This is a genomic window from Streptomyces sp. NPDC059994, assembly GCF_042737755.1.
GTDB lineage: Bacteria > Actinomycetota > Actinomycetes > Streptomycetales > Streptomycetaceae > Streptomyces.
The window spans coordinates 277-26,302 of sequence record NZ_JBHWUR010000059.1; the positions used below are offsets into that span (position 1 = coordinate 277).

General features: G+C 73.3%; 21 protein-coding genes. 15 read left to right on the forward strand and 6 right to left on the reverse strand.

What is annotated here, in order from left to right; genetic code table 11:
* Positions 1 to 407 precede the first annotated feature (407 nt).
* From ACFWA7_RS25515 to ACFWA7_RS25525, 3 genes are read right to left on the reverse strand one after another with little or no spacing between them, the layout of a single operon-like run.
* Positions 408 to 1,304, reverse strand: coding sequence for an aminoglycoside phosphotransferase family protein (locus ACFWA7_RS25515; protein ID WP_385825389.1), 897 nt, complete (start codon positions 1,302 to 1,304; stop codon positions 408 to 410).
* Between the two features lie 18 nt (positions 1,305 to 1,322).
* Complete coding sequence (locus ACFWA7_RS25520) at positions 1,323 to 1,754, reverse strand: ferritin-like domain-containing protein (RefSeq protein ID WP_385548309.1); 432 nt, start codon at positions 1,752 to 1,754, stop codon at positions 1,323 to 1,325.
* Positions 1,754 to 2,278, reverse strand: coding sequence for a hypothetical protein (locus ACFWA7_RS25525; RefSeq protein ID WP_385825391.1), 525 nt, complete (start codon positions 2,276 to 2,278; stop codon positions 1,754 to 1,756). Before ACFWA7_RS25525 ends, ACFWA7_RS25520 begins: the two co-directional genes overlap by 1 nt.
* Positions 2,279 to 2,468: 190 nt before the next feature.
* Between ACFWA7_RS25525 and rimP the strand changes: the two genes are divergently transcribed.
* The 13 genes from rimP to ACFWA7_RS25590 all read left to right on the forward strand — a co-directional run bounded on the left by rimP (position 2,469) and on the right by ACFWA7_RS25590 (position 17,169).
* A complete protein-coding gene (rimP, locus tag ACFWA7_RS25530; protein ID WP_385825393.1) occupies positions 2,469 to 2,966 on the forward strand; it encodes a ribosome maturation factor RimP in 498 nt (165 codons plus the stop codon).
* Between the two features lie 2 nt (positions 2,967 to 2,968).
* Entirely contained in the window at positions 2,969 to 3,961 is a 993-nt protein-coding gene (gene nusA / locus ACFWA7_RS25535) for a transcription termination factor NusA (RefSeq protein ID WP_371655022.1), read from the forward strand.
* Between the two features lie 130 nt (positions 3,962 to 4,091).
* Entirely contained in the window at positions 4,092 to 4,370 is a 279-nt protein-coding gene (locus ACFWA7_RS25540) for a YlxR family protein (RefSeq protein ID WP_385548300.1), read from the forward strand.
* Positions 4,371 to 4,515: 145 nt separating this feature from the next.
* On the forward strand, positions 4,516 to 7,644 hold the full coding sequence (gene infB / locus ACFWA7_RS25545) for a translation initiation factor IF-2 (protein WP_385548297.1): 3,129 nt from the start codon (positions 4,516 to 4,518) through the stop codon (positions 7,642 to 7,644).
* 138 nt (positions 7,645 to 7,782) lie between these two features.
* Positions 7,783 to 8,076: a DUF503 domain-containing protein gene (locus ACFWA7_RS25550; RefSeq protein WP_283141210.1), complete on the forward strand. Its 294-nt coding sequence runs from the start codon at positions 7,783 to 7,785 to the stop codon at positions 8,074 to 8,076.
* Between the two features lie 38 nt (positions 8,077 to 8,114).
* Positions 8,115 to 8,573, forward strand: coding sequence for a 30S ribosome-binding factor RbfA (gene rbfA, locus ACFWA7_RS25555; protein ID WP_385548293.1), 459 nt, complete (start codon positions 8,115 to 8,117; stop codon positions 8,571 to 8,573).
* A complete protein-coding gene (gene truB / locus ACFWA7_RS25560; RefSeq protein WP_385548290.1) occupies positions 8,570 to 9,472 on the forward strand; it encodes a tRNA pseudouridine(55) synthase TruB in 903 nt (300 codons plus the stop codon). The genes rbfA and truB overlap by 4 nt, the downstream gene beginning before the upstream one ends.
* A gap of 184 nt (positions 9,473 to 9,656) precedes the next feature.
* Positions 9,657 to 13,430, forward strand: a complete 3,774-nt coding sequence (locus ACFWA7_RS25565; protein WP_385825395.1) for a trypsin-like peptidase domain-containing protein — start codon at positions 9,657 to 9,659, stop codon at positions 13,428 to 13,430.
* A 63-nt stretch (positions 13,431 to 13,493) separates the two neighbouring features.
* Entirely contained in the window at positions 13,494 to 14,450 is a 957-nt protein-coding gene (locus ACFWA7_RS25570; RefSeq protein WP_385548285.1) for a bifunctional riboflavin kinase/FAD synthetase, read from the forward strand.
* A 240-nt stretch (positions 14,451 to 14,690) separates the two neighbouring features.
* Positions 14,691 to 15,086, forward strand: coding sequence for an SAV_915 family protein (locus ACFWA7_RS25575; protein WP_385548282.1), 396 nt, complete (start codon positions 14,691 to 14,693; stop codon positions 15,084 to 15,086).
* Positions 15,083 to 15,373: a DUF6317 family protein gene (locus ACFWA7_RS25580; protein ID WP_385548279.1), complete on the forward strand. Its 291-nt coding sequence runs from the start codon at positions 15,083 to 15,085 to the stop codon at positions 15,371 to 15,373. The genes ACFWA7_RS25575 and ACFWA7_RS25580 overlap by 4 nt, the downstream gene beginning before the upstream one ends.
* A 10-nt stretch (positions 15,374 to 15,383) precedes the next feature.
* Entirely contained in the window at positions 15,384 to 16,691 is a 1,308-nt protein-coding gene (locus ACFWA7_RS25585) for a WXG100 family type VII secretion target (RefSeq protein ID WP_385548276.1), read from the forward strand.
* Between the two features lie 25 nt (positions 16,692 to 16,716).
* A complete protein-coding gene (locus tag ACFWA7_RS25590) occupies positions 16,717 to 17,169 on the forward strand; it encodes a hypothetical protein (protein ID WP_385825397.1) in 453 nt (150 codons plus the stop codon).
* Between the two features lie 90 nt (positions 17,170 to 17,259).
* Here ACFWA7_RS25590 and ACFWA7_RS25595 read toward each other — a convergent pair whose 3' ends face one another.
* The 3 genes from ACFWA7_RS25595 to eccE form a co-directional block, all read right to left on the reverse strand.
* Positions 17,260 to 20,511, reverse strand: coding sequence for an SCO5717 family growth-regulating ATPase (locus ACFWA7_RS25595; protein ID WP_385825399.1), 3,252 nt, complete (start codon positions 20,509 to 20,511; stop codon positions 17,260 to 17,262).
* Between the two features lie 242 nt (positions 20,512 to 20,753).
* Complete coding sequence (locus tag ACFWA7_RS25600; RefSeq protein WP_385545966.1) at positions 20,754 to 21,515, reverse strand: hypothetical protein; 762 nt, start codon at positions 21,513 to 21,515, stop codon at positions 20,754 to 20,756.
* Positions 21,515 to 22,795, reverse strand: coding sequence for a type VII secretion protein EccE (eccE, locus tag ACFWA7_RS25605; protein WP_385545963.1), 1,281 nt, complete (start codon positions 22,793 to 22,795; stop codon positions 21,515 to 21,517). The genes ACFWA7_RS25600 and eccE overlap by 1 nt, the downstream gene beginning before the upstream one ends.
* Before the next feature lie 207 nt (positions 22,796 to 23,002).
* Here eccE and eccB point away from each other — a divergent pair, with 207 nt between their 5' ends.
* Together eccB and mycP are read left to right on the forward strand one after the other, a co-directional pair.
* Positions 23,003 to 24,556, forward strand: a complete 1,554-nt coding sequence (gene eccB, locus ACFWA7_RS25610) for a type VII secretion protein EccB (protein WP_385545960.1) — start codon at positions 23,003 to 23,005, stop codon at positions 24,554 to 24,556.
* A 22-nt stretch (positions 24,557 to 24,578) separates the two neighbouring features.
* Complete coding sequence (gene mycP, locus ACFWA7_RS25615) at positions 24,579 to 25,901, forward strand: type VII secretion-associated serine protease mycosin (RefSeq protein WP_385825401.1); 1,323 nt, start codon at positions 24,579 to 24,581, stop codon at positions 25,899 to 25,901.
* Positions 25,902 to 26,026 lie beyond the last annotated feature (125 nt).

Here is a 26,026-nt window from a genome sequence, read left to right on the forward strand (position 1 = left end):
GGGCTCCGCCCCGGACCCGCTCCTCAAACGCCGGAGGGGCTGAATTTCCCGCCGCCGACCCTCGCATCGTGGCTGCACCCCATCCCCCAAGGGGCGCGGGGAACTGCGCGCCCAGCCACCCACGGCTCGCAGATGAGCACCGGGCCAAGAAGGGGCGCGGGGAACTGCGGGCCCAGCCAGCGACGGCTCGCAGGCAAGCACCGGGCCAAGAAGGGGCGCGGGGAACTGCGCGCCCAGTCCCCACCGGCTCGCAGATAAACACTGGGCCAAGAAGGGGCGCGGGGAACTGCGCGATCAGCCCCCACCGGCCCGCAGGCAAGCACCGGGCCAAGAAGCGGCGCGGGGAACCGCGCGATCAGCCAGCGACGGCCCGCAGAAAGAGCACGCACCCAAGGACGGGCAGCCCCCTACAACCAGCCCGCGAACTCCAGCAGCAACTCCGACTCCTGCGTGCGGCCCGCCGCTCGGGCGCGGAGCCCCGACTCCACCGCCCGGAACAGCGTCCAGCCATGCAGACGGGCCGGGTCGACATCCAGCGCGTCGGCCAGTTTGTTCACCCGGCGCCGCGCCACCGACGCGCCGCTCGGGGCCGCGATCAGGTCCTCGACGCGGTCGCGGGCCAGGCGGGCCAGGTCGTAGGCCCGTTCGCCCACCAGCGGCTCCGGGCCCACCGTCAGCCACGGCGAACGCTCGCCCGAAAGCACCTTGCTCTGGCGGAAGTTGCCGTGGAGGAGGAACTCCTCCGAAGAGGAGGTCGTGAGAGCGTCCCGGGCCGTCAGGGCCGCCTCGGCCAGCGGGGCCACGTCGTCCGGCAACACACCCCGCATCGCGGTCGCCTGACGTTCCGTCCGTTCGGCGACGGACTCGAACGGGTGGGCGGCAGGCGGCTCCACCCACAGGCGGCGCAGCGTTCCCGCCGCCTCCAGGAGCGCCTTCGCCTCCGGGAGCGAGCGCAACGACACCTCGGGGTGCAGGCGTTCCAGGAGGAGGGAGTCGGCGGCGTCGGTGTCCAGGAGTTGCGCCGTGCCCCAGCCGTTCCAGTGCCGCAGCGCCGTCCGCTCCAGCTCCGGCCGGGCCTCGGCGGGGGCCAGCTTCAGGGCCGCCGGGGTGCCGTCCTGCTGCCGTACGAGCAGGACGAGGCTGCTGCGGCCCCCGGGCGCCTGCACCCGGTCCACCGTGAGCCCGCGCCCCGCGACCGCCGCTTCGGCGAGTTCGGGCAGCTGCCCGAGCCAGCGCGCGGCGACGTCGTCCCCGTACGTCTCGCCGAGCGCGCGTACCAGCCGCTCAGGCGGTTCAAAAGCCATGCGTGCGTCGTCCCTTGGTCAGCTACCGGTCGGGCCCGGACGTTCGGCGAGCCCCGGAAAGGCTACGCTGCCGCCCCGCCACCTCCCCGCCCGCACCGCCGCCTCCCGCAGCGCGGCCGCGGCCTCCCGGCGCAGCGGGCCCTCGGCCGCCCGGACCAGGTCGGAGTAGACGCCGGCCACCCGGTCCTCCAGCTCCGCCGCCAGCCGCACCGCGGCCGCCGCGTCCGGCACCGGGAACGGCAGCTTGTACGCGGGCGCCGACGCGACCGGCGCGGCGCCCAGGTCGCGCACGGTCCGGGTGAGCGCGTCGCGGCGGCCGCGGTGGGCCGTGTACGCCTCCCGGGCCTCGGCGCCGCGCGGCTCGGTGACCCGGCCGCCCAGCACCCCGTACCCGTACACCGCCGCGTGTTCCGCCGCGAGCGCGGCCTGTGCCGCTTCCAGAGCCGACATCAGCTGCCGCCCTCCCGCCGGGTCAGGAGGTACGCGTGGACCGCGCCCGCCGCCGCGACCGAGGCCAGCAGCCGGGCGAGTTCGGGGGGCGCCCCGGTGAGCGCCGCCGTGTGGGCGTCGCAGACCTGGCGCGCCGTCGCCGCCAGCTCCCGCAACGCCTGGGAGGCGTCGTCGGGGACGGTGGCGGGGGGCGCGGAGGATGGTGTGGAGGGCTGCTGTGCGTGGCCGGCCGCGAGCGCCGTCGCGTGCTGGGCCGCCTCCTCGCGCAAAGGGGCGAGCCGGTCCCGTACCAACGGATGGCGTACCGCCACCGCCTCGTACCGGTCGCGCAGCGCGGCGCTCGCCGCCGAGGTGCGCAGGCGCAGGGCGGCCTCGGCCCGTGCGGCGCGGGCCCGCTCCGCCGCGCTCCGTTCTGCGTCCGGCGCCGTACCGTCCGAGCAGGCGGCCAGGAGCCCGGCCGCGGCGGCCGCGCCGGTCGCCGCGAGGGCGGCTCTGCGAGAGGTCAGCGTCCTGGTCGCCGGCACGGCTGTCTCCCCTGTGGGCTCCGGGCCCGGGGGCCGCCAAGTGATCACCGCAGGCGAGCGTACCCGCGCCCCGCTCCGGGTGGGCGGCAACACCCCCCGGGACCGGATACCCTTTGACCTGACGGCGCAGAGGTATGTATGCCGTACGCGACGATCCCACAACAGCACACGCGGCCGAGGAGTCACCCGGATGAGCACGACCCAGAGCGAGAGGCTGCGCGGACTGCTGGAACCGCTCGTCAGCGCGAAGGATCTCGATCTTGAGGAGATCGAGGTGTCCCGGGCCGGCCGCCGCCGCATGCTGCGGATCGTCGTCGACTCCGACGAGGGCGTGGAGCTGGACACCTGTGCCGAGCTGAGCCGGGCCGTCTCCGACGCGCTCGACGAGAGCGACATCATGGGTGACGAGGAGTACGTCCTCGAAGTCACCTCCCCCGGCGCCGAGCGCCCGCTCTCCGAGCCGCGCCACTATGTGCGCGCCACCGGGCGCCTCGCCCGGTTCACCCTCGCCGAGGGCGAAGAGCTGGTCGCGCGCATCCTGAACACCGACGAGGACGGGCTCGACCTTGAGGTTCCCGGGGTGAAGGGCCGCAAGGCCACCGCCCGCCGGGTCGCGTTCACCGACATCGTCAAGGCGCGCGTCGAAATCGAGTTCAACCGCAAGGACAAGAAGGAAGAGGAGGCGTAGCCATGGACATCGACATGAGTGCCCTGCGGGGTTTGGTACGGGAGAAGGAGATCTCCTTCGACCTGCTGGTCGAGGCCATCGAGTCGGCCCTCCTCATCGCCTACCACCGCACCGAGGGAAGCTTCCGCCGCGCGCGCGTCAAGCTCGACCGCGAGAACGGTCATGTGACCGTGTGGGCGAAGGAAGACCCGGCCGACCTGGAAGAGGGCCAGGAGGCCAAGGAGTTCGACGACACTCCGACCGGTTTCGGCCGGATCGCCGCCACCACCGCCAAGCAGGTCATCCTGCAGCGGCTGCGCGACGCCGAGGACGACATCACCTTCGGTGAGTTCGCCGGGCGCGAGGGCGATGTGATCACGGGTGTGGTCCAGCAGGGCAAGGACCCCAAGAACGTCCTGGTCGACATCGGCAAGATGGAGGCCATGCTCCCGGTGCAGGAGCAGGTCCCGGGCGAGGACTACACGCACGGACTGCGCCTTCGTACGTACGTCGTACGGGTGGCGAAGGGCGTGCGCGGTCCGTCCGTGACGCTGTCGCGGACCCACCCGAACCTGGTGAAGAAGCTCTTCGCGCTGGAGGTCCCGGAGATCGCGGACGGCTCGGTGGAGATCACCGCCATCGCCCGTGAGGCCGGCCACCGCACGAAGATCGCCGTCCGTTCGACGCGCTCTGGGATCAACCCGAAGGGCGCCTGCATCGGCCCGATGGGCAGCCGTGTGCGCAATGTCATGGCCGAGCTGCACGGCGAGAAGATCGACATCGTCGACTGGTCGGAGGACCCGGCCGAGATGGTGGCGAACGCGCTCTCCCCGGCCCGGGTCTCCCGGGTCGAGGTCGTGGACTTCGCGGCCCGCTCCGCACGGGTGACCGTGCCCGACTACCAGCTCTCCCTCGCCATCGGCAAGGAGGGCCAGAACGCCCGGCTCGCCGCGCGGCTCACCGGCTGGCGCATCGACATCCGGCCGGACACGGAGCAGCCCGCCGAGCAGGACTGAACAGACGGCCACGGGGTCCGGGAATAGGCCGGGCCCCGCTGCCGTTGCCGTCATGGCGATCTTTTAGGACAACGACCGTTCGATTTTTGCCCCAAAGGGGTGAGGTCGGTACGGGGAGGTAGACTTAAACGTGTCTGGCCGGACGCATGCCCGCGCATGCCCTGAGCGCACCTGTGTGGGGTGCCGGGAGCGAGCGGCCAAGACCGATTTGCTGCGCATCGTGAAGGCCGAGGGCGCTTGCGTCCCCGATCCTCGCGGTACGCTGCCCGGCCGGGGTGCGTACGTTCACCCCGCCTCGGTCTGTCTCGACCTGGCGGTCCGTCGCCGGGCGCTCTCCCGGGCCTTCAAGGTCAAGGAGCAGCTGGACAGCGAGGCCGTGCGTCAGCACGTCGAGCAAGCAGCACCGTAAGAAGTACGGCACGGAACACCGTGCGGTCAGGTACCTCGCGAGTTGGAAGTAGGTCGAGATTGCGATGAGCACTCGATGAGTACGCGATGAGTACGCCCATGAAGTAGCGACGGTCCGGCGGTAACCCGGACCTAAAAGGAGCGAAGTGGCTAAGGTCCGGGTATACGAACTCGCCAAGGAGTTCGGGGTTGAGAGCAAGGTCGTCATGGCCAAGCTCCAAGAACTCGGTGAATTCGTCCGTTCGGCGTCCTCGACGATCGAGGCGCCGGTTGTACGTAAGCTGACCGACGCTTTGCAGGGGCCCGGTGGCAACGCCGGCAAGTCCGCTGCCAAGCCGAGCGCGCCCCGCAAGGCGACGCCTGCCAAGCCCGCCGCGCCCTCCCCGGCGCAGGCGGCACGTCCCGCTGCCCCCAAGCCCGGCGCCCCGGCCCCCAAGCCGGCCGCCGCCGAGGCCCCCAAGAGCAGCAGCACCCCGACCGCGGCGCCGGCTTCCGGCCCGCGTCCGGGTCCCAAGCCCGCGGCGGCCAAGCCCGCCCCGGCGGCTCCGGTCCCCGCGGCCGAGTTCTCGGCTCCGGCGGCTCAGGCCCCCGCGCCGCAGCAGCAGCAGGCCCCGCGTCCCGCGGGTGCCACTCCCGGCCCGCGTCCGGCCGCCCGTCCCGCCGCCTCCGGTGGTCAGGGCGAGCGTCAGGGCGGCGAGCGTCAGGGTGCCCGTCCGGGTGCCCCGCGTCCGCAGGGTCAGGGCGCACACCCCAGTCCCTCCGGGCGGCCTGGCGGTGCCCGTCCGGCCGGTCCGCGTCCCGGCAACAACCCCTTCACCTCCGGCGGCTCCACCGGCATGGCGCGCCCGCAGGCGCCCCGTCCCGGTGGCGGCGCTCCCCGGCCGGCCGGCGGCGCCGGTGCCCCCGGTGGTGCCCCGCGTCCGCAGGGTGGCCCCGGTGGCGCTCCGCGTCCGCAGGGCCAGGGTGCTCCCCGGCCGACCCCGGGCGGTATGCCCCGGCCGCAGGGCGGCGCCCCGCGTCCGGGCGGTGCCCCGGGCGGTAACCGTCCGAACCCCGGCATGATGCCGCAGCGTCCCGCTGCGGGCCCGCGTCCCGGTGGCGGTCCCGGCGGTGGCCGTGGTCCCGGTGGCCCCGGTGGCCGTCCGGGCGGCGGCGCTGCCGGCCGACCTGCGGGCGGCGGCTTCGCCGGCCGTCCGGCCGGTCCCGGCGGCGGCGGTCGTCCCGGTGGCGGCGGTGGCTTCGGCGGCCGTCCCGGCGGTGGCGGTGGCGCTCCCGGTGGTGGCGGCGGCTTCGGCGGCGGTCGTCCCGGCTTCGCCGGTCGTCCCGGCGGCCCCGGTGGCCGTGGCGGCACGCAGGGTGCCTTCGGCCGTCCCGGCGGGCCCGCCCGTCGCGGTCGCAAGTCGAAGCGTCAGAGGCGCCAGGAGTACGAGGCCATGCAGGCCCCGTCGGTAGGCGGCGTGATGCTGCCCCGCGGCAACGGCGAGGCTGTTCGCCTGTCGCGCGGTGCGTCCCTCACCGACTTCGCGGAGAAGATCAACGCCAACCCGGCGTCGCTCGTCGCCGTGATGATGAACCTCGGCGAGATGGTCACGGCCACGCAGTCCGTCTCCGACGAGACGCTGCACCTGCTGGCCGGCGAGATGAACTACACGGTTCAGATCGTCAGCCCGGAGGAGGAGGACCGCGAGCTGCTTGAGTCCTTCGACATCGAGTTCGGCGAGGACGAGGGCGGCGAGGAGTACCTCGTGGCGCGTCCGCCGGTCGTCACCGTCATGGGTCACGTCGACCACGGAAAGACCCGACTGCTCGACGCGATCCGCAAGACGAACGTCGTGGCGGGCGAGGCCGGTGGCATCACCCAGCACATCGGTGCGTACCAGGTCGGTACCGAGGTCAACGGTGAAGAGCGCAAGATCACCTTCATCGACACCCCGGGTCACGAGGCGTTCACCGCCATGCGTGCCCGTGGTGCCAAGTCGACCGACATCGCGATCCTCGTGGTCGCGGCCAACGACGGCGTCATGCCGCAGACGATCGAGGCGCTCAACCACGCCAAGGCCGCCGGCGTCCCGATCGTCGTCGCGGTCAACAAGATCGACGTCGAGGGTGCGGACCCGGTCAAGGTCCGTGGTCAGCTGACCGAGTTCGGTCTGGTGGCCGAGGAGTACGGCGGCGACACCATGTTCGTCGACATCTCCGCCAAGCAGGGTCTGCACATCGACTCCCTGCTGGAGGCCGTCGTCCTCACCGCCGACGCCTCGCTCGACCTGCGGGCCAACCCGGAGCAGGACGCGCAGGGTATTGCGATCGAGGCCCACCTCGACCGCGGCCGCGGCGCCGTCGCCACCGTCCTCGTCCAGCGCGGTACCCTCCGCGTCGGCGACACGATGGTCGCCGGTGACGCCTACGGCCGAGTGCGCGCCATGCTCGACGACAAGGGCGAGAACGTGGAAGAGGCGGGTCCGTCGACTCCGGTCCTCGTCCTCGGTCTCACCAACGTCCCGGGCGCGGGCGACAACTTCCTGGTGGTCGACGAGGACCGTACGGCCCGTCAGATCGCCGAGAAGCGCGCCGCCCGCGAGCGCAACGCCGCGTTCGCCAAGCGCACCCGCCGGGTGTCCCTGGAGGACCTCGACCAGGTGCTCAAGGCCGGTCTGGTCCAGGACCTCAACATCATCATCAAGGGCGACGCGTCCGGTGCGGTCGAGGCTCTTGAGTCCTCGCTGCTCCAGCTCGACGTCGGTGAAGAGGTCGACATCCGCATCCTGCACCGCGGTGTGGGTGCGGTCACCGAGTCCGACATCGACCTGGCGATGGGCTCCGACGCCATCGTCATCGGCTACAACGTCCGTGCGGCCGGCCGTGCCGCGCAGATGGCGGAGCGCGAGGGCGTCGACGTCCGCTACTACTCGGTGATCTACCAGGCCATCGAGGAGATCGAGGCGGCCCTCAAGGGTCTGCTCAAGCCGGAGTACGAGGAGGTCGAGCTCGGCACCGCGGAGATCCGCGAGGTCTTCCGCTCGTCCAAGCTCGGCAACATCGCGGGTGTGCTCATCCGCTCCGGCGAGGTCAAGCGGAACACGAAGGCCCGCCTCCTCCGGGACGGCAAGGTCATCGCGGAGAGCCTCAACATCGAGGGTCTGCGCCGCTTCAAGGACGACGTCACCGAGATCCGCGAAGGCTTCGAGGGCGGTATCAACCTCGGAAACTTCAACGACATCAAGATCGACGACGTCATCGCGACGTACGAGATGCGCGAGAAGCCGCGCGGCTGATCGTCGTATCGAGTCGGGGCCGGTCGACGGAGCTTATTTCCGTCGATCGGCCCCGGCCGTTGCGTGTACGGTTCTGGTGTCCCCGCCAAGTCGTTGGCGGGGTCATCTACCCCGGACCGGCGGGATATCCGGACACATATGTATGTGGGGACGCTGTCCTTCGATCTGCTCCTCGGCGACGTACGGTCGTTGAAGGAAAAACGCTCCGTCGTCCGGCCGATCGTCGCCGAACTCCAGCGCAAGTACGCGGTGAGCGCGGCGGAAGTCGGCGGCCAGGACCTCCATCGCAGGGCCGAGATCGGCCTGGCGGTGGTCTCCGGCGACACGGGGCACCTCACAGACGTACTCGACCGGTGCGAGCGCATGGTCGCCGCCCGGCCGGAGGTGGAGCTGCTGTCGGTGCGACGCAGGCTCCACAGTGACGAAGACTGAAACCTGAGCTTGAGCAAGGCAAAGAAGGAGAAGGACCAGTGGCCGACAACGCGCGGGCGAAGAAGCTGGCGGACCTCATCCGGGAGGTGGTCGCCCAGAAGATGCAGCGCGGCATCAAGGACCCGCGCCTCGGTACGCACGTGACCATCACGGACACCAGGGTCACCGGCGACCTGCGGGAGGCCACGGTCTTCTACACGGTCTACGGCGACGACGAGGACCGGGCCAGTGCGGCCGCCGGCCTGGAGAGCGCCAAGGGCATCCTGCGCTCCGCGGTCGGGGCCGCCGCCGGCACCAAGTTCACGCCGACCCTGACGTTCGTGGCGGACGCCCTCCCGGAGAACGCCAAGACGATCGAGGACCTCCTCAACAAGGCGCGGGCCTCGGACGCCGCGGTGCGCGAGGTCTCCTCGGGCGCCAAGTACGCCGGCGACGCCGACCCGTACAAGAAGCCCGGTGACGAGGACGAGGACGACGAGGGTACCGCCGCCGAATGAGCCAGAACCGGACGCCGGACGGACTTGTCATCGTGGACAAGCCGTCCGGCTTCACTTCGCACGACGTCGTGGCCAAGATGCGCGGGATCGCCAGGACCCGCCGGGTCGGCCACGCGGGCACGCTCGACCCGATGGCGACGGGCGTGCTCGTCCTGGGCGTCGAGCGCGCCACCAAACTGCTCGGGCACCTCGCGCTGACCGAGAAGGAGTACCTCGGTACGATCCGCCTCGGCCAGGACACGGTCACCGATGACGCCGAGGGCGAGATCACCTCGTCCACCGACGCCTCGAAGGTGACCCGCGAGGGCATCGACGCCGGTGTCGCGGCGCTGAGCGGCGACATCATGCAGGTCCCGTCGAAGGTCTCGGCCATCAAGATCGACGGCAAGCGCTCCTACGCGCGCGTGCGCGGCGGCGAGGAGTTCGAGATCCCGGCCCGGCCGGTGACGGTCTCCTCGTTCCGGGTGTACGACGTGCGCGAGGCCGTGGCCGAGGACGGCACCCCCGTCGTCGACCTGGTCGTCTCCGTGGTCTGCTCCTCCGGTACGTACATCCGCGCCCTCGCCCGTGACCTGGGCGCCGGGCTCGGCGTCGGCGGGCATCTGACGGCGCTGCGGCGCACCCGGGTCGGCCCTTACGGCCTGGACGCGGCGCGCACGCTCGACCAGCTCCAGGAGGAGCTGACGGTGATGCCGGTCGCCGAGGCGGCGGCCGCCGCGTTCGCCCGCTGGGACGTCGACGAGCGGCGCGGGGGACTGCTCCTGAACGGCGTGCGCCTGGACATGCCCGAGGTGTACGACAACGGCAGGCCGGTCGCCGTCTACGGGCCGGAAGAGCGCCTCCTCGCGCTGGTCGAGAGCCAGCGCGGCAAGGCGAAGAGCCTGGCGGTGTTCGGCTAGCCGCGTGAGGGGTGCGGCCGGGACCCGTCCCGGGTTTTCAAACGTGTGGCGGGCTCCTTGCGAGCCCGCCACAGGTGTTTTCACCCTCGCGTGCAGGCGCTCGTAGTGAAAGAGGGGAGCACTGGGGGGCGCTTTCGCCTCGCGTTCTTCTCGGGCGGATCATCCCAGAACTACCGTTTCGGACATGGGACGCGGGGACGGTGACGGGGGGCGGGAGACGCTGGTACGGATCTGCGATCTGGCGGGGCGTACCCGGGGCGTCGGCTTCGTCGCCGACGACCGCGGCACCGTGGTCACCAGCCACGAGGTGGTGGACGGGCTCACCCGGGTGGTGCTGCACGCGCCCGGCGAGCGCACCTGCCTCGCCGAGGCCGACGCGGTCACCCCGCTGCCGGAGGCCGGTCTCGCCCTGGTGCGCACCGAGGGGCTGGGGGTGCGGCCGCTGCCCGTCGCCGCCCGGCAGTCGGTCGCCGCGGGCGCGTACGTTCGGATCGCCGCGCACGGCTGGCGCGAGGCGCGGGTGCTCGGCGAGTCGCCCGTCACCTACACCGCCACCGACCGCTTCCACCTCCTCGGCTCCGCCCTGGAGCTGGCCATCGGCACCGAGGGGGCCGACGCGCTGCGGCTCGGCGGCGAGGCGGCGGGCGGGCCGGTCCTGGACGCGGCGACCGGTGCGGTGCTCGGGGTGCTCGCCACCGCGCTGGACGCGGCGCACCGGGCGGCCGGGTTCGCGGTGCCGCTGCGGCCCGACGGGGGCCCGCTCGAAGAGCTGCTGCGGCGCAACGCGGCGACCGTGCCGGGGTACGGCGAGGACCTGAACCTGGCGGGCGCGCTCCAGCTCACCGCGACCTCGGTCGGCTCGGCCGGCTCGGCCGGCGGGTCCGGCGTCCAGCAGGACCCGGTCGAACGGCGGCTCACCGTACGGCACTTCACGGACTTCGCGGCCGGGAGCGCCAGTGTGCTCGGCCTGGTCGGGGACCCCGGCACCGGCCGCACCACCGAGCTCGCCGCCCTCGCCGCCCGCCGCGCCCGGGGCGCGGAGCCCGCCCCCACGGTGTGGCTGCGCGGCGCGGATCTGCGCGCGGGCGACGGCTCGGTGGCGGACGCGGTGGCGCGGGCGCTGCGGCAGGCGGGCCGGATCGTGGCGGCCGCGGGCGCCCCCGGCGACATGGAGTGCGCCACCCCGGACCGGGTGGCACGGCTGGCCTCGGACGCCGGGCGCCCCCTGCTCGTCCTGCTCGACGGGCCCGAGGAGATGCCGCCCGTCCTCGCGCACCGGCTGCCCGAGTGGACGGCCGGTACGGCGGCGTGGCTGCGCGCGGCGGGGGCGCGCCTCGTGGTCGCCTGCCGGCCCGAGCACTGGGAGCAGGCCGGGGCGCTCTTCCCGCCGGACGCGCTGCATCCGGCCGAGGCGCCCCGGCTGCCGCACGCCGTACGGATCGGCGACCTCTCCCGCAAGGAGGCCGCCCGGGCCCGCGAGCGGTACGGCCTCCCGGACGGCGCCCTGGCGGACCGGGCCGGGCGCCATCCGCTGACGCTGCGGCTGATCGCCGAGGTGCGCGACGCGCTGCCGGGCGAGGTGCCGGGCCGGCCCGGCCGCGAGGACGTCTTCGCCGCCCATCTGGACCTGATGTGCCTGCGCGTCGCGGTACGGCTGGCGGCCGCCCGGCGCCCCGCGCTGCGCGGCACGGCCGTACGGCGGCTCGCCGCGCGGGTCGCGGGCCGGGTCCACGAGGCGGCCCGGCGCTGTCTGGGCCCCGGCCAGGGCGAGCTGGACCGCGAGAACTTCGAGGAGATCTTCCCCTGGCGCACCGGCTGGGCGTCGGCGGTCCTCACCGAGGGCCTGCTGGTCCCGGCGGGCTCCGGCTACCGCTTCGCGCACGAGGAGCTGGCCGACTGGCTCCAGGCCGCCCACCTCGACCTGGACGGGGCCCTGCACGCCCTGGTGCACCGCTGGTGCGAGGACGCGCCCGGCACCGCCGACCGGGCCCCGGCCCGGCTGCCGTCCCGCCCGGGCACGAGCGGGCCGGGCGGGGAGAGCGGCGAGGGGGCGGCGTACGTGCCGCCACCGCCGGGTTCGCGCGCCGCCGCGCACATGGGCGAGGGCGAGGAAGGCGCCGGGCCGCCGTCCCCCGGCGTCCCCGACCAGCGTCGCTCCCGGCGCCGCGAGGACGGCAGGCGGGGGCGGCGGTTCCGGCCGGGGCCGCCGCCGCCCGCACCCGGGACGGAACCCGCGGCCCCCGAGAACGAGCCCCCCACCCTCCCCGTCCCCCGGCACCGCATCGGCCCCGTCCTGCAGGCCCTGCTGCTCCTCGACCGCGAACACGGGGCCGACCGGCTCGCCCCGCACCTGGAGGAGCTCGTCGACGCGCTCGACCGGCTGGCGGCGGGGCCCGGCGCGGCCGAGCCGGACCGGGCGGAGGACGCCTGCTGGTGGGCCGTCCAGCTGCTCGGGCAGACGCTGCTGCGGGTGCCCGAGCCCCGTGCGTACCTCTGTGTGCTGCGGCTGCTCGCGGACCGGATCAGCGAGCGGTCGGTGCGCGCGGGCGGGCCGGGGCGGCTCGGCGGGCTCGGGGAGTTCGGGCCGTGGTTCTGGCAGCGGCTGCGGATCGGCGACGACCGCCGGATGGAGCTGATGCGGCGGCTGGTTCCCGCCGACGGCGCGCCGGGCGGGGCGCCGGAGTGGGAGCGGTATCTGGACGCCGTGGACCGGCGGCTCGCGGCCGAGCCCCGGAGCGTACAGCCGCTGCTGTGCCGGTGGTTCACCGACGAGCGGCCGCTGCCCGCGCCGCCGGGCAGCGAGATGCGCCCGACCGTCGCCGGGGCCGCGCAGGCCCTGCTCTACGCCCGCCGCTCGCTGGCCATCGACGACCTCACCGAGGCGCTGGTCGCCACCGCGCACGCCCGCGCCGACGAACTCCTGGACGCGCTCGCCGAGGACGAGCCGTCCGCGCTCTGCCGGGCCGTGGACCGCTGGGCCCACGACGACCGGCCCGAACGCCGGGTGGCGGCCGCCGCGTACGGGCCGCGCGTCGCGCCGTACGTCACCACCGGCGCCGACCGCGACCTGCTGCGCTACGCCGCGCTCGCCCTGCTCGCCAGGTCCGCCGACACCCCCCTGCACGGCGCCGCGCTCGGCCTGCTCATCCGCGATCCGCGCACCCGCACCCGCTACCTCGACAAGACGCTCGCGCGGTACGCGGGCGGCGATCCCCGGCTGCCCGCCTCCGCGCTCGTCGCCGCCCTCACCACCCACCCCGAGCCGGTGCTCGCCGCCTTCCAGACGCGGCTCGACCAGCCCGGGGACGCCGGGGCCGAGGTGCTGGAGGCGCTCGCCGAGATCAACACGCCCGCGCTCGCCCGCCGCGCGGCCGCCCTGGTCCGCGGCTATCTGGACCGCCACCCCGAGGGCGCGGCCCATGCCGCCGCGTTCGTGGAGCGGCGCCTGCGGTACGGACCGGCCGCGAGGGCCGTGCTCTTCCCGCTGGTCACATCCGTACTGCGGGGCAGCTCGCCACAGGTGCGGCAGGCGCTGGCGCCGGTGCTCGCCGCGCCCGGCAGCCGCACCTCGCGCCCCCTGCGGGCCGAGCTCCTGGACGTACTCCTCGAATACGAGCGGTACGAGTCGCGGGACCCGGCGGTGCTGCACGCCCTGCTGAGGGCCGCGGCGCTGGGGGCCGAGGCGCGCCCCGAGGCGCGCACCCGCGACCTGGTCCACCGCACCGGGCTGCTCCTGGTGCGCACCCCCGAAGGCGCCTCCTGCTTCGACCGCCGGGTCGTCGAGCTGGCCAGGGAAGTACCGGAATTCGCCGTTCAGGTGGCGGGCTGGCTGGTCCAGGCACCGCACGAGTGGTCGGCGGTGATCGGGCCGAGCGCCCGCCGCACGGTCGAGACGCTTGCCGTGCCCATGCCGATGCGGGCCGAGCATGCCGGGCATGGCAGTCTTAGACCTGTGTGAGAGGCCTACTCTCACGTACACGGGTTCGGTTTTCGGGCGAGTTTCGGGCGAGGAGCGGTCACAGTGCAGCGCTGGCGTGGCTTGGAGGACATTCCCCAGGACTGGGGACGCAGCGTCGTCACCATCGGCTCCTACGACGGGGTGCACCGCGGTCATCAGGTGATCATCGGGCGGGCCGTGGAGCGCGCCCGCGAACTGGGCATCCCTTCCGTCGTGGTGACCTTCGACCCGCACCCCAGCGAGGTCGTGCGCCCCGGCAGCCACCCGCCGCTGCTCGCCCCGCACCACCGGCGCGCCGAGCTGATGGCGGGCCTCGGCGTGGACGCGCTGCTCATCCTCCCCTTCACCAGCGAGTTCTCGAAGCTGTCGCCGGCCGAGTTCGTGGTCAAGGCGCTCGTCGACAAGCTGCACGCGCGCGTGGTCGTCGAGGGCCCCAACTTCCGCTTCGGCCACAAGGCGGCCGGCAACGTGGAGTTCCTGGCCGAGCTGGGCGAGACGTACGACTACGAGGTGGACGTCATCGACCTCTTCGTCAGCGGCGAGGCGGGCGGCGGGCAGCCGTTCTCCTCGACCCTGACCCGGCGTCTGGTCGGCGAGGGCGACGTGGAGGGCGCGGCCGAGATCCTGGGCCGCCCGCACCGGGTCGAGGGCGTCGTGGTGCGCGGCGCGCAGCGCGGCCGCGAGCTGGGCTACCCGACGGCGAACGTGGAGACCCTGCCGCACACCGCGATCCCCGCGGACGGCGTGTACGCGGGCTGGCTCACGGCCGACGGCGAGCGGATGCCCGCCGCGATCTCGGTGGGCACCAACCCGCAGTTCGACGGCACCGAGCGCACGGTCGAGGCGTACGCGATCGACCGCGTCGGGCTCGATCTGTACGGGCTGCACGTCGCCGTCGACTTCCTCGCGTATGTGCGCGGGCAGGAGAAGTTCGAGTCGATCGAGGCGCTGCTCGAAGAGATCGCGCGCGATGTGAAGCGCTCGACCGAGCTGATCGAGGCGGACGAGGCACGCGCCTGAGCAGCAGTGCCGAGCCCGGTGCGGCACAGCGCCCCTCACGGGGCGCGGGGAACTGCGCGACCGGCCACGGACGGCCCGCAGCCGAGTCACCGCACGCCGGCGCAGCGCCTGGCGCCAGTCAAACAATGGTCAACCAGTGACCAGAAACCGCCCAAGACCTGGCATCCATTGACTATGGGTGAAGGCTTTGGGCGGTTTTCGTCGTATTGACGGACTGGAGCGGCGCATAGGTTGAGACACGTGGCTGAACCGAACGCGTCCCGGATCCTCGGCATCGTCGGCGTCGACGCGGCCAGGACCGCGCAACCCGGCGTCCCCCCATACCACACACCGGTGTTCGTCCCGGCCCACCCGCGCCATCCGGCCCAGGGCGCCGCCCCGCGCGTCGACTTCGAGCTGCTGAGACCGCCCTCGGGGCCGCCGGTCCCGGTGGCCTTCAGCACCCTGGCGAAGCTGGTCGACGCGCTCGGCCCGACGCAGCCCTGGATCGCCGTCTCCATCGGCCCGTTCGCGGAGGCGATGCGCGAGGCCCGGCTGCCCAAGGTGCGCCTGGACCCGGAGGTGGCGCCGGGCGGCCGCAGATGGCAGCCGGAGGACCTGGAGCGTACCTACGGAGAGAACGGGGCAGGGGCATGAGCGCCGATGTGAAGATCATCCTGGCCGACCTCAACTCGATGGCGTCGACCTTCCACGACGAAGCCGGCATCTACCGCGGCATGCACGCCAATGTGAAGCCCGCGGTGGCCGGTTCCGGCGACGCCGGGTGCGACGCGGCGATCAAGTCGATGGCCGACCTGATAGCGGGCCTGCACGACAAGCTGTCGGACCGGCTGGAGGACAACAGCGACAAGGTGAAGTACGCGCACGACTCGATGCAGCGCAACGACATCGATGTGCACGGCCTCTTCGAAGACCTGATGTGAAGGGCACGCGGTGAGCGACAGCTGGGTGGGCGGGGACATCGGCGGCATCCGCACGATGGGCGACGCCTACAAGAACGCCAAGCACGACCTCGAATCGATCGTGAAGCCGCTGGGCACGGTCGTCGAGCAGCTGGCCAAGGACGCGGCCTGGGAGGGCGAGGCCGCCGAGTCGTTCCGCGCCAAGTGGAGCGAGGACGCGCTGACGGCGGGCGGATTCGCGGAGCTGGTCCACGCGACCGGCGAGATCCTCTGCACGCTGGCCGACCATCTCTCGGCCGCCGAGAGCGCGTTGCAGAACGCCGAGGACATCGCCGTCAAGGCAGGCGTCCCGATGGGCCCCAAGGGCGTCCCCGGCCAGCTGGTGACCAACAACCCGCCCCATCCCGACGAGCAGAAGGCGATCGACGGGCTCACCAACTACGGGGCCGTGCGCACGGACATCCTGCACGCGGCCCAGCAGGCCCGCCTCGACGCGGCCGAGGCGCTCAACAAGCTGTACGAGGAGGACACTTCGGAGGTGTCCAAGGGCGACAAGGTCACCATCGCCGACTATCTGCGCGGGCTGTACGCGTACGACTCCGAGCGCACCCGGGTCAAGGGCCATGACGCCGCCACCAAGCTGGACGACGCCAAGAAAGAGGCGGCCGAGGCGAAGAAGGACCTGCGCACCGAGCGCAGCGCGTGGCAGAAGCAGGGGAAGACGCTCCCCAAGGACTCCCCGGCCCGGCTCGCCTACAAGGACGCGCTGACCAAGCTCGACGGCCTGGAGACCGACATCGCCCGCGCCGAGCACGGCAGTTCGGCCCTCCCGTACGACCACGCGCTCAATGTGAAGGTCGGGGACGCGGCGGAAGCGCTGCGGCTGGGCAGGAGCCTGGAGAAGCTGCCGGAGTTCCTCAAGGAGATCCCGGTCGTGGACGTCGCCGCGGCGAGCGTGTGCGGCCTCATCGAGGCGAAGGACGACCACGACAAGGGCTGGTCGTGGACGCACTCAGTGGTGGTGGACGGGGGTGCGGCGCTGGGCGGCCTCGCGGCAGGCACCGCCGCGGTCGCCCTGGTGGCGAGTTCGGAGATCACCGTGCCGGTGGCCGTGGTCGCCGGAGTCGGCGGCATGGTGATCATCGGGACGACGGACCTGCTCGACGAGGCGTTCCACGAGCACTGGAGCGAGGACATCCACGACCACGGCGTGGTCGGCGGCCTCCTGCACGGCTCCGCCAACGTGGCGTCCGACACCTGGGGGGACGTCAAGCGACTCGGCAGCGATGCCAAGGACGGAGCGAAAAAGGTGTGGCATGGCTTCACGGGCCTCTTCTGAGGACACGGCTCCCGCGAAACTGCCCGTGGTCGGGACCACGTGGTACCGCCGGGGGCCGCGCTACTGGCTGCGGCGCGCCGGTTCCGGCTGTGCGACCCTGCTGGTGGCGGTCCTCGTGTGCGCTGTTGCGGGCGCGCTCTTCGACGGTCTGGTCTCCGGGCTGCCCGACGGCTGGCGCGAGGCCGGTTACGTCGTCGAAGGGGCGGCGGCCGTCGTCGGTCTGGCCTGGGGATGGGTGCGCGGGCGCCGTCAGATCCGCGAGCGCCTCGCCAACCCGCCGACGCCCGAGCAGAGTTGGTCGCGACAGCGGGACGCACGGCGGGGCGCTGCGAGTGGGGTCAGCAGCCGTGGCCTCATATTGCTCATGCTGCCGCTGTTGCCGGCGGTGATGGCGTGGTGGCTGGGCACGATGTGTGCGGCCACGTTCGTCCGCGAGCTGCCCTCGGAGGTGGGCGCCCGCCGGGCGATGGCCCGTTAGCGCTGGACAACAGCGCCCGCTAGCGCTGGACAACAGCGAAGGGCCCGCGCAGTCGTGACGACTGCGCGGGCCCTTTCGCGTCCGGCCTGCCTACTGCTGCGGAGGCTGCGGCTGCTGCCACGCCTGCGGGGGCTGCTGGCCGCCGTACGGCTGGGGCGGCTGCGGCTGCTGCGGGGCGTACGGCTGGGGCGGCATCGGCTGACCCGGGTACGGCTGCTGGGGCATCGGCTGCCCCGGCGCCTGCCGGCCGGGCCCACCCGGCTGGCCCGGGAACGGCTGGCCCGGCTGCTGGGCCTGCTGGTGGCCCGGCATCGGCGGGGCCAGGTGCGGCGGCGGGTTGCCGTCCGCGGTCCACAGCCCCTGCTGCTGCTGGGCCCGGATGAAGTCCTCGGCCACCAGCGCCGACAGATGGAAGTACGCCTCGCGCGTCTTGGGCCGCATCATGTCGAGGTCGACCTCGGCGCCCGCCGCCAGATGCTCGTCGAACGGGACCACCACGACTCCGCGGCAGCGCGTCTGGAAGTGCTGGACGATGTCGTCCACCTTGATCATCTTGCCGGTCTCGCGGACCCCGGAGATGACGGTGAGGGAGCGCTGGACGAGGTCGGCGTACCCGTGCGCGGAGAGCCAGTCCAGGGTCGTGGACGCGCTCGACGCACCGTCGACGGACGGGGTGGAGATGATGATCAGCTGGTCCGCGAGGTCGAGGACGCCGCGCATCGCGGAGTACAGCAGACCCGTGCCCGAGTCGGTGAGGATGATCGGGTACTGCTTGCCCAGGACGTCGATCGCCCGCCGGTAGTCCTCGTCGTTGAAGGCCGTGGACACGGCCGGGTCGACGTCGTTGGCGATGATCTCCAGACCGGACGGGGCCTGCGAGGTGAACCGGCGGATGTCCATGTACGAGTTGAGGTACGGGATCGCCTGGACCAGGTCGCGGATGGTGGCCCCGGTCTCGCGGCGCACCCGGCGGCCGAGCGTGCCGGCGTCCGGGTTGGCGTCGATCGCCAGGATCTTGTCCTGCCGCTCGGTCGCCAGCGTCGCACCGAGCGCCGTCGTGGTCGTCGTCTTGCCGACACCGCCCTTGAGGGAGATCACGGCGATCCGGTAGCAGGAGAGGACCGGGGTCCGGATGAGGTTGAGCTTCTGCTGCCGCTCGGCCTCCTCCTTCTTGCTGCCGAACTTGAAGCGCGAGGCGCTGCCCGGGTTGCGGCTGCTCTTCGCCTTCTGCTTGTTGTTGCGCAGCAGCCGGTCGGAGGAGAGCTCCACGGCCGCCGTGTACCCGAGCGGCGCACCCGGCACGGACCGCTCGCGCTGGTCGTGCGCCACGGGGGAGGGCCACGCGGCCCCGCTCCGCGGGTCCACGGGCCCGGCGGGCGGCTGAGCCTGGGGCAGCGGCTGCGCCGGGGGCTGGGCCTGCTGGTGGGGTACGGGGAGGTGGGCGTCGGCACCCGTACCGGCCGGGCCCGGCTGCGGGAAGCCGTAGCCCGCCTGGTGGGCATGGGGTGCGTGGGGTGCGTGGGGTGCCTGCGGCGCGGGCGGGTTCGGGGCCTGGGGTGGCTGCGGGAACCCGTAACCGCCTTGCGGGGCGGGGGAGTTGGGGTCGGCGGCGGCCGGGGTGCCGGGGCGCGGGAAGACGTAGGTGCCCTGCGGGGGGTTGGCGTCGGCTGACGGGACCGGTGCGCTCGGTGCGCCTGGCGTGCCGGGGTGCGGGAACCCGTAAGCACCCTGCGGGGCGGGGCTGTTGGGGGCGACCGCCGGGGCCGGGGCCGGGAGGTCCGGCGTGCCCGGTGCGCCTTGCGTGCCCGGCTGGGGGAACCCGTAACCGCCTTGTGGGGCGGGGGTGTTGGGGTCGGTGGCTGGGGCCGGGGCGAGGGGTGCGCCGCCTTGCGTGCCGGGGTGCGGGAAGCCGTAACCGCCTTGCGGGGCGGGGGTGTTGGGGGCGGTGGCTGGGGCCGGGGCGTTGGGCGTGCCCGGGTGCGGGAAGCCGTAGCCGCCCTGCTGGGCCGGGGTGTTGGGCTGGGGCAGCGGGAAGCCGCCCTGGTGGGGCGTCGGTGGCACGGGCTGCGGTGCCGCAACGTTCGGCGTGCCCGGGGCCGGCGGCTGGTCGCCCTGCGGCAGCGGCCATGCGGGCTGTCCGGCCTGCGGCTGCTGCTGCGGCGCCGGTACGGGCCACTGCGGCGCCGCAGTGGGCGCGGCGGGCTGGTACGCGGGCGGCAACGGCGGCAGCCCCGGCTGCTGGGCCGGCGCGGCCCACGGCTGCTCCGCCGGGGCGACCGGCGCGTCCTGCGGCGCGGCGTCCTCGGGGGTCGCGTCCGCGACGGCGGGCACGGCGTCGGCCGGTGCGGCCGCTGCCGCCTGCGCCGCCACGGCGTCAACCGGCTCGGCGACCGGCGGCTCGGCGACCGGCGGCGCGGGGACGGGCTCGGCGGGCACGGCGTCGGCTGCCTCGGCCGTCACCGGCGCGGCGGCCATGTAGTCGCCGGAGTCGGCGAAGTCGGTGGGCTTGCCGGGCGTCTGGTCGGCGGGAGCCCGGGCGGACGCGGCGTCGGCCGATGCGGCGGACTCGGCGGGCTCGGCACCGGCCGTCTCCGCAGCGGCGACCGGCGCGGAATCGCTCGGCTCGACAGCTACGGCGGGCTCGGGCTCACCCGAAGCCGCTTCGGTCTCCGGCGTCACGCCCTCGGAGCCACCCGGACCAGCGGCCCCCGCTTCTGGCTCGGCCTGGGCCGTACCGTCGGAGTCCTGGGCCTGGGCAGCGCTCACCGCGGCCTCGTCCTTGACGGCCGCGTCGACCGGCGCGGTTGCGGCGGCGCCGGACGGCGCATCCGCATCCGCATTTTTGCCCGCATCCGCATCCGCATCCGCATCCGCATCCGCATCCGTGCCCGCGTCCGCCTCGGCGTCCGCCTTCGCGGCGGCGGCCTTCGCCGCGTCCGCCGCGGCCAGCCGCTCCGCGAGCTCCCGCTTCAGCGAGCCCGGCGAGAACCGCATCGTCGCGCCGCTCTCGATGTCCCCGCCCCCGAACGGCTGCGGCTCGGCGGCCGCCTCCGGAGCGGGAGCCTGGGCCGGGACCGGAGCGGGGCCCGGCGGCGGGGGCGTGGTCGTCCAGTTCGGCTGGAAGCCGCCGCTGGAGGGCAGGCCGGGCACGGCCACGGGCGGCCCGGCGGGCGGCGGGGGAGGCGGCGTCGCCGGGTCCGCGCTCGGCGCCGCGTTCTGCGTGTACCAGGCCGGCGGGGTGTAGTCGATGGTGAACTCACCCGTGGGCTCGGGATCGGCGTCGGACCGATTCTCGTCGCGCGCGTTCCCGCCGGTGCGGAACTGGTCCTGATCGCTGTTCACCGGATTCCTTTCGTTCGCAGGCCGTCCCAGCCTAATCGCCGACAACACCGCACCGGCAGGCCCGGCCACCCCTCACCGACTGTCCCCTCCATCACGTCGTGCCCGCACGCTGCCGTCAAGTGACCGCAGGGCATCCCGTGTGGCCGGAGTGTGAACGAACCGTTCACGTACCCGGTCAGGGCCAGTCGTACCTGCTCAATTCCTTATGGTCCTTGTGACGGAACGCGCGCGGCGCGGACCGCTCAGTCCATCCGCCGCGCGGAGCCGAGAAGTCCGGTCTCCGCGTCCGTGGCCTGGGTCATCACGAACTGCCGGTCGCGGGCACTGCACCACAGTGTCACCCCGTCCGCCAGCGTGGACAGCGCCTCCGTCTCGGCCTGCGGGAGATGCATGATCCGCCCGATCTGCGCGGCCTCGTCCGGCGAGACCCGCTGCACACCGACCAGGTCCGACTTCTCCAGCAACCGGGGCGCCACGGGGCTCAGATACGGCAGCAGCGTCAGCACCGACTGCCACGGCCCCGAGACCACGCGCCCGCGCGGCGGCCGCATCCCGCAGTCGCGGACGACCACGACGGGCGATCCGGCGGACGCGCCCTGCGGCGGCACCCGGCCCACGTCGTGCAGCGCGATGCACTGCTGGCCGCCGCCCGCCGCCTGGGCGAGCGCCGTCCACGCGGGGGCCCGGCCCGTCTCCACGGTCACGCGCGCGCCCGTCGCGGCCGCCCGCAGCGCGAGCACCTGCGCCGTCCAGAGGCCGCCGATCAGCGTCACGTCGTACGCGGTCGGGCGGTTGATGCCGAGGACCGACGGATGGCCCGCCGCGTCCACACCTATGACCACGCCGTCGTCGCCGACGGGCAGCGCCAGGGCCTCCACCTGGTCGGCGGAGAGCGAGTGCCGGTCGCGGCGCGGCCCGAGCAGCCCGAAGCCGATGCGGGCGCGCCCTCTGCGTACCTCGGGAGAGGACGGCGGAGGGACAGGAGAGACAGAGGACGTGGTCATCAGCGCGCACCCCCGAGCGGCAGTGTGGCCAGCATGCCCGGCAGCTGTTCGCGGTCCAGGCGCACCAGGCCGGTCTTGACTCCGCGCGCGGTGCGCTCCAGCTCCCGGCGGGCGACGACCAGTTCCTCGTCGCTGCGGCCGGTGATCCGGACGTGTCCGGTGAGTGTGACCTCCTGGCGGTCGCCGGCGGCCAGCGTCAGGCTGAACGTGGTGGCGAGCGCGGGAAGCGAGGTGAGCAGGGCGACCAGCTGCGGCATCGAGGCCCCGCCGCCGCCCAGTTGGGGCCAGCGGCCCACCCAGTACGTCGTGTGGCGGCGGTCGTCGCAGCGCCAGGTCCTGGCGGTCTCCTGGGTGCGCCGCCCCGGTGTGCCCGCGCGGCCCGCCTGTGTGATCGCCATCGGGTTGGCGCAGGTCGAGGTGGCGATGGCGCCCGTCAGCTCCTGCTCGGTGAGGACCGTCGTACGGAACCCGGCGCCGGTGAGCCGGCTCGCCAGCTGGTCCGCCGCGCGCACCAGGCACTTCTGGGCGCCGGTCAGACCGCCGCCGCGCGCCGCCACCGCCTCCGGGCACAGCTCGGGGTCGAGTTTGAGCGCGATCCAGGTGATGCGCACCGCGGGCGAGCCGGTCTGGGCCTGCAGCGGTGCGTAGTTGCGGGCGGCCACCGACTGCTGCGGCAGGTGCGGGGCGGGCGCGGGCTGGGTGTGCTGGACGATCTGCGCGGACTCCAGACGGATGCCGTCGACGTCCAGCGCGTCCCGTACGAGGGCGACCGGCAGCGGGCGGGTGCCGCGCTCCGGGCGCAGTGCCGTGGCGTCCATCTCGACCTGGAGGACCGCGGTGAGGAAGGTGCCGTCGCCGACCATGCCGACGGGGCGGCGGTCGCGGTCGCCGAACGTGTACGTCCGCAGGGCCGGGTCGCATTCCACCGCGGGGGCGAAGCCCGGTTCGGTGCCCTCCGGGACCGGCAGGCTCGCCGCCCTGCGCGTACGCGCGCGCAGCGCCAGTACCGTGCTCAGCCACTCGGGCAGCGAGCGGCGGTGGCGGCGGACGACCGCGAGCAGCACGAGCAGCGCGGCGACCACACCGGCGGGCACCAGCATCAGTGTGTCGATCACCCACGCGACCAGCAGCACGGCGGCGGCGAGCTCCACCAGCACGAGTTGTTGCAGTCGGAACGACCCGAAGTGTCCGGGCCGGGCCTTCAGACGGGGTGCGGAGGCTCCCTGGGCGGGGGCCGAAGGACCGGCGGCGGCAGGCCGCAGACGCGTCGCGGACGCCATCACTCCACCACCCCCCATTCGTGCGCAAGCACCCAAAACATCCGGATTCCCCCAGCTCGGCAAGGGGTCTTGACGGCGGCTTCACCCTACCCGCCCCACAGGCACCCTCGGTCAACAGGCATAGTAGGGGGCCGGTCTGACAATCGAGGCCCGGGGACCGCAGGACCAGGTCCGATCAGGGGGCCGCGCGGGGAGAGACAGAGGCGCATGGCATCACGGCGGGACGAGCTCAACGCGTACACCTTTGCGAAGAAGCGCACGGTGGCGGCGTTTCTGCAACCGTCTCCCACGGGCACGGAGGAAGGTGCTCCGCGTCCGCTGAAGGCCATCGTGCCGAGCGTGATCGTGGCCGCGCTCTGCCTCGCCGGCTTCGGCGCCTGGGGGATGTTCAAGCCCAAGGCGCCGCAGGGCTGGGACACACCCGGCACCAAGGTGATCGTCGGCAAGCAGTCGACGACCCGCTACGTCGTCCTGTCCACCGGCAAGGGCAAGGACAAGAAGGTCCTGCTCCACCCGGTGCTCAACCTGGCCTCGGCGCGGCTGCTGCTCGATCCGCAGAAGTTCGACGTCATCCAGGTCAGCGACGACATCCTGGACTCGGGCAAGCTCTCGCGCGGCCCGATCCTGGGCATTCCGTACGCCCCGGACCGGCTGCCCGGCGCGGGCGAGGCCGGCAAGGCCAAGCGCTGGGCGGTCTGCGAACAGCCCGGCGGCGGCAAGGACTCGGTCCAGAAGGCGGCCTTCGTCTTCGCCGACCGCGACCTCAAGCTGACCGACGACAAGCGCAGGCTCACCGGCGGCCAGGTGCTCTACGTCCAGGGCCAGAAGAACAAGGCCCGTTACGTGGTGGACGCCAAGGGCACCAAGTACCTGGTCAAGGGCGCCCCCGGCGATCTGCTCGCGCGTACGCTCTTCGGCGCCGACGAGCAGCCGCAGCCCGTCACCGACGACTGGCTGGCCACCCTGGGCGACGGCACCCCGGTCGACTTCCCGGTGATCCCCGGCCCCGTCGGCGCCCCGGCGGGCACCGGCGGCGGCCTCTCGCCGCAGGAGGACAAGGTCGGCATGGTGCTGAGCGCCCAGACCGGCGCGGGTCCCCAGCAGTACGTAGTACTGCAGGGGAAGGTCCAGCCCGTCTCCGACTTCACGGCCTGGCTGGTGCTCAACTCCCCGCAGACCACGAAGCTCGGCATGCACGGAGACGTCAAGGAAGTCGACGCGGCCTCCATCGCTCCCAAGCCCGACTACTTCGGCGCCGCCAACAACTGGCCGGACAAGAAGGCGAAGCAGGTCAACGCGGGCGGCGGCGCGGCTGCTTCGGGCGCGCGGAGCACCGTGTGCAGCGTGCTGCGCAAGGTCGACGACAAGGGCAACACCACGCTCTCCACCTGGGCGGGCACCGAGTACCCGGCGGCCATCACCGCGGGCGGCACCAGCACGTACGTCACCCCCGGCACGGGCCTGCTCTACACCCAGGTGCAGGGCAAGCAGACCAAGCCGGACGGCTCGCTGTTCCTGGTGACCGACACCGGGCTGCGGTACGCGGTGCAGGCCAACGGGGACAGCGACGCCGCCCGCTCCGACATCGGCACCGGCGACCAGCAGAAGCAGGACGACGGCCGTCCCGAGCCCAGCCAGGCGCAGCAGCGCCTCGGATACGAGAAGGTCACCCCGGCCCTGGTGCCCATCAACTGGTCGGAGTTCCTGTCCAAGGGCCCGCGGCTCGACACCAACAGCGCCCGCCAGCCCCAGGGCTCGTAGGGAAGGACTGACCTCAGTGTCGATGGTGAAGCCATACAGGAAGCCGGTGCTGGCGGGCGTGGCCACGGCCGTCGCCTCCCTGGCGCTCGCCCCGTCCGCGTACGCGGCCCCCGCACCCGCGCCGCCCGCCCTCGGGGTCGACGGCAGCGGCGAGTGCACCTTCCCCATGAAGAAGCAGATCGAGGGCCGCCCCTGGTCGCTCCAGCGGGTGCTCTTCGACGAGCTGTGGCAGGACACCAAGGGCAAGGGCGTACGGGTCGCGGTCATCGACACCGGTGTCGACATCGCCAACCCGCAGCTGAAGTCCGCGGTCGACGCCAAGAGCGGCAAGGACTACCTCAAGCCCGAGAAGAACGGCTCGGGCGAGCAGAACGACAAGCGGGGCAAGACGGGCGGCACGGTCGACGAGGTCGGCCACGGAACCAAGGTCGCGGGCATCATCGCCGCGCGCCCCCGTGCGGGCACCGGCTTCGTCGGCCTGGCGCCCGAGGCCACGATCATCCCGATCCGCCAGAACGACGAGAAGAACAGCGGCAAGACGGACACGATGGCGCAGGCGATCGACCACGCGATCGCGCAGCACGCCGACGTCATCAACATCTCGCAGGACACGACCGAGCCGCAGGGGCCCAACTCGGACCTCGCGAAGGCCGTTCGGCGCGCCTTGGACAAGCAGATCGTGGTGGTCGCCTCGGCGGGCAACGACGGCATGGACGGCAAGGCGAAGGACACCTATCCGGCGGCCTTCCCGGGCGTGCTCGCGGTCGCGTCCTCGGACCGCAACAACGAGCGCGCGGTGTTCTCGCAGCCGGGCACGTTCGTCGGGGTCGCGGCGCCCGGCGTCGACGTCGTCTCGACCGTGCCGGGCAACGGCCAGTGCTCGGACAACGGAACGAGCTTCTCCGCCCCGTACGTCGCGGGGGTCGCCGCGCTGCTGCGCGCCAAGTACCCGTACGCGACGACGAAGTGGACGGCCGCGCAGATCATCGCGCGGATCGAGCAGACGGCGGAGCGGTCCGTCAACGGGCACGACAACTTCGTCGGGTGGGGCGTGGTCGACCCGGTCCGCGCGGTGACCGACGACTCGCCCCCGGAGGCGGCCGCGCACCCGGACCCCGGCCCGCCCAAGGCCACGGCCCCGGACGTGACCGCGCTGGCGCTCTCCGAGACGCCCCAGGAGCGCAACGAGCGTTACGCGACGTACGCGTTGGGCATCGCCGCCCTGCTCGTGGCGGTGGTCGCGGGCACGGCGACGGTGATCCGGGACGCCCGGAAGCGGGGTTCGCGGAAGGTGAACGGGGTGAACGGGGTGAACGGGGTGAACGGGGTTTCGGGACGAACCTGAGACGTCTTTGAGTACGGATACTCATTCGGCTCCGAAACCGGAGTGACTAGAGTGATCACATGCTTCGCGCGCTTCACGAGTGTGACGAAGCGACAGCGGTAGCGCGGCACCAGTGGCAGAGCGGT

Excerpts from the sequence above, each read along its gene's own strand:
- ACFWA7_RS25515 (WP_385825389.1), bottom strand. The coding sequence starts at position 1,304 with ATGGCTTTTGAACCGCCTGAGCGGCTGGTACGCGCGCTCGGCGAGACG.
- ACFWA7_RS25520 (WP_385548309.1), bottom strand. The coding sequence starts at position 1,754 with ATGTCGGCTCTGGAAGCGGCACAGGCCGCGCTCGCGGCGGAACACGCG.
- rimP (WP_385825393.1), top strand. The coding sequence starts at position 2,469 with ATGAGCACGACCCAGAGCGAGAGGCTGCGCGGACTGCTGGAACCGCTC.
- nusA (WP_371655022.1), top strand. The coding sequence starts at position 2,969 with ATGGACATCGACATGAGTGCCCTGCGGGGTTTGGTACGGGAGAAGGAG.
- ACFWA7_RS25550 (WP_283141210.1), top strand. The coding sequence starts at position 7,783 with ATGTATGTGGGGACGCTGTCCTTCGATCTGCTCCTCGGCGACGTACGG.
- truB (WP_385548290.1), top strand. The coding sequence starts at position 8,570 with ATGAGCCAGAACCGGACGCCGGACGGACTTGTCATCGTGGACAAGCCG.
- ACFWA7_RS25565 (WP_385825395.1), top strand. The coding sequence starts at position 9,657 with ATGGGACGCGGGGACGGTGACGGGGGGCGGGAGACGCTGGTACGGATC.
- ACFWA7_RS25580 (WP_385548279.1), top strand. The coding sequence starts at position 15,083 with ATGAGCGCCGATGTGAAGATCATCCTGGCCGACCTCAACTCGATGGCG.
- ACFWA7_RS25600 (WP_385545966.1), bottom strand. The coding sequence starts at position 21,515 with ATGACCACGTCCTCTGTCTCTCCTGTCCCTCCGCCGTCCTCTCCCGAG.
- eccE (WP_385545963.1), bottom strand. The coding sequence starts at position 22,795 with ATGGCGTCCGCGACGCGTCTGCGGCCTGCCGCCGCCGGTCCTTCGGCC.
- eccB (WP_385545960.1), top strand. The coding sequence starts at position 23,003 with ATGGCATCACGGCGGGACGAGCTCAACGCGTACACCTTTGCGAAGAAG.
- mycP (WP_385825401.1), top strand. The coding sequence starts at position 24,579 with ATGGTGAAGCCATACAGGAAGCCGGTGCTGGCGGGCGTGGCCACGGCC.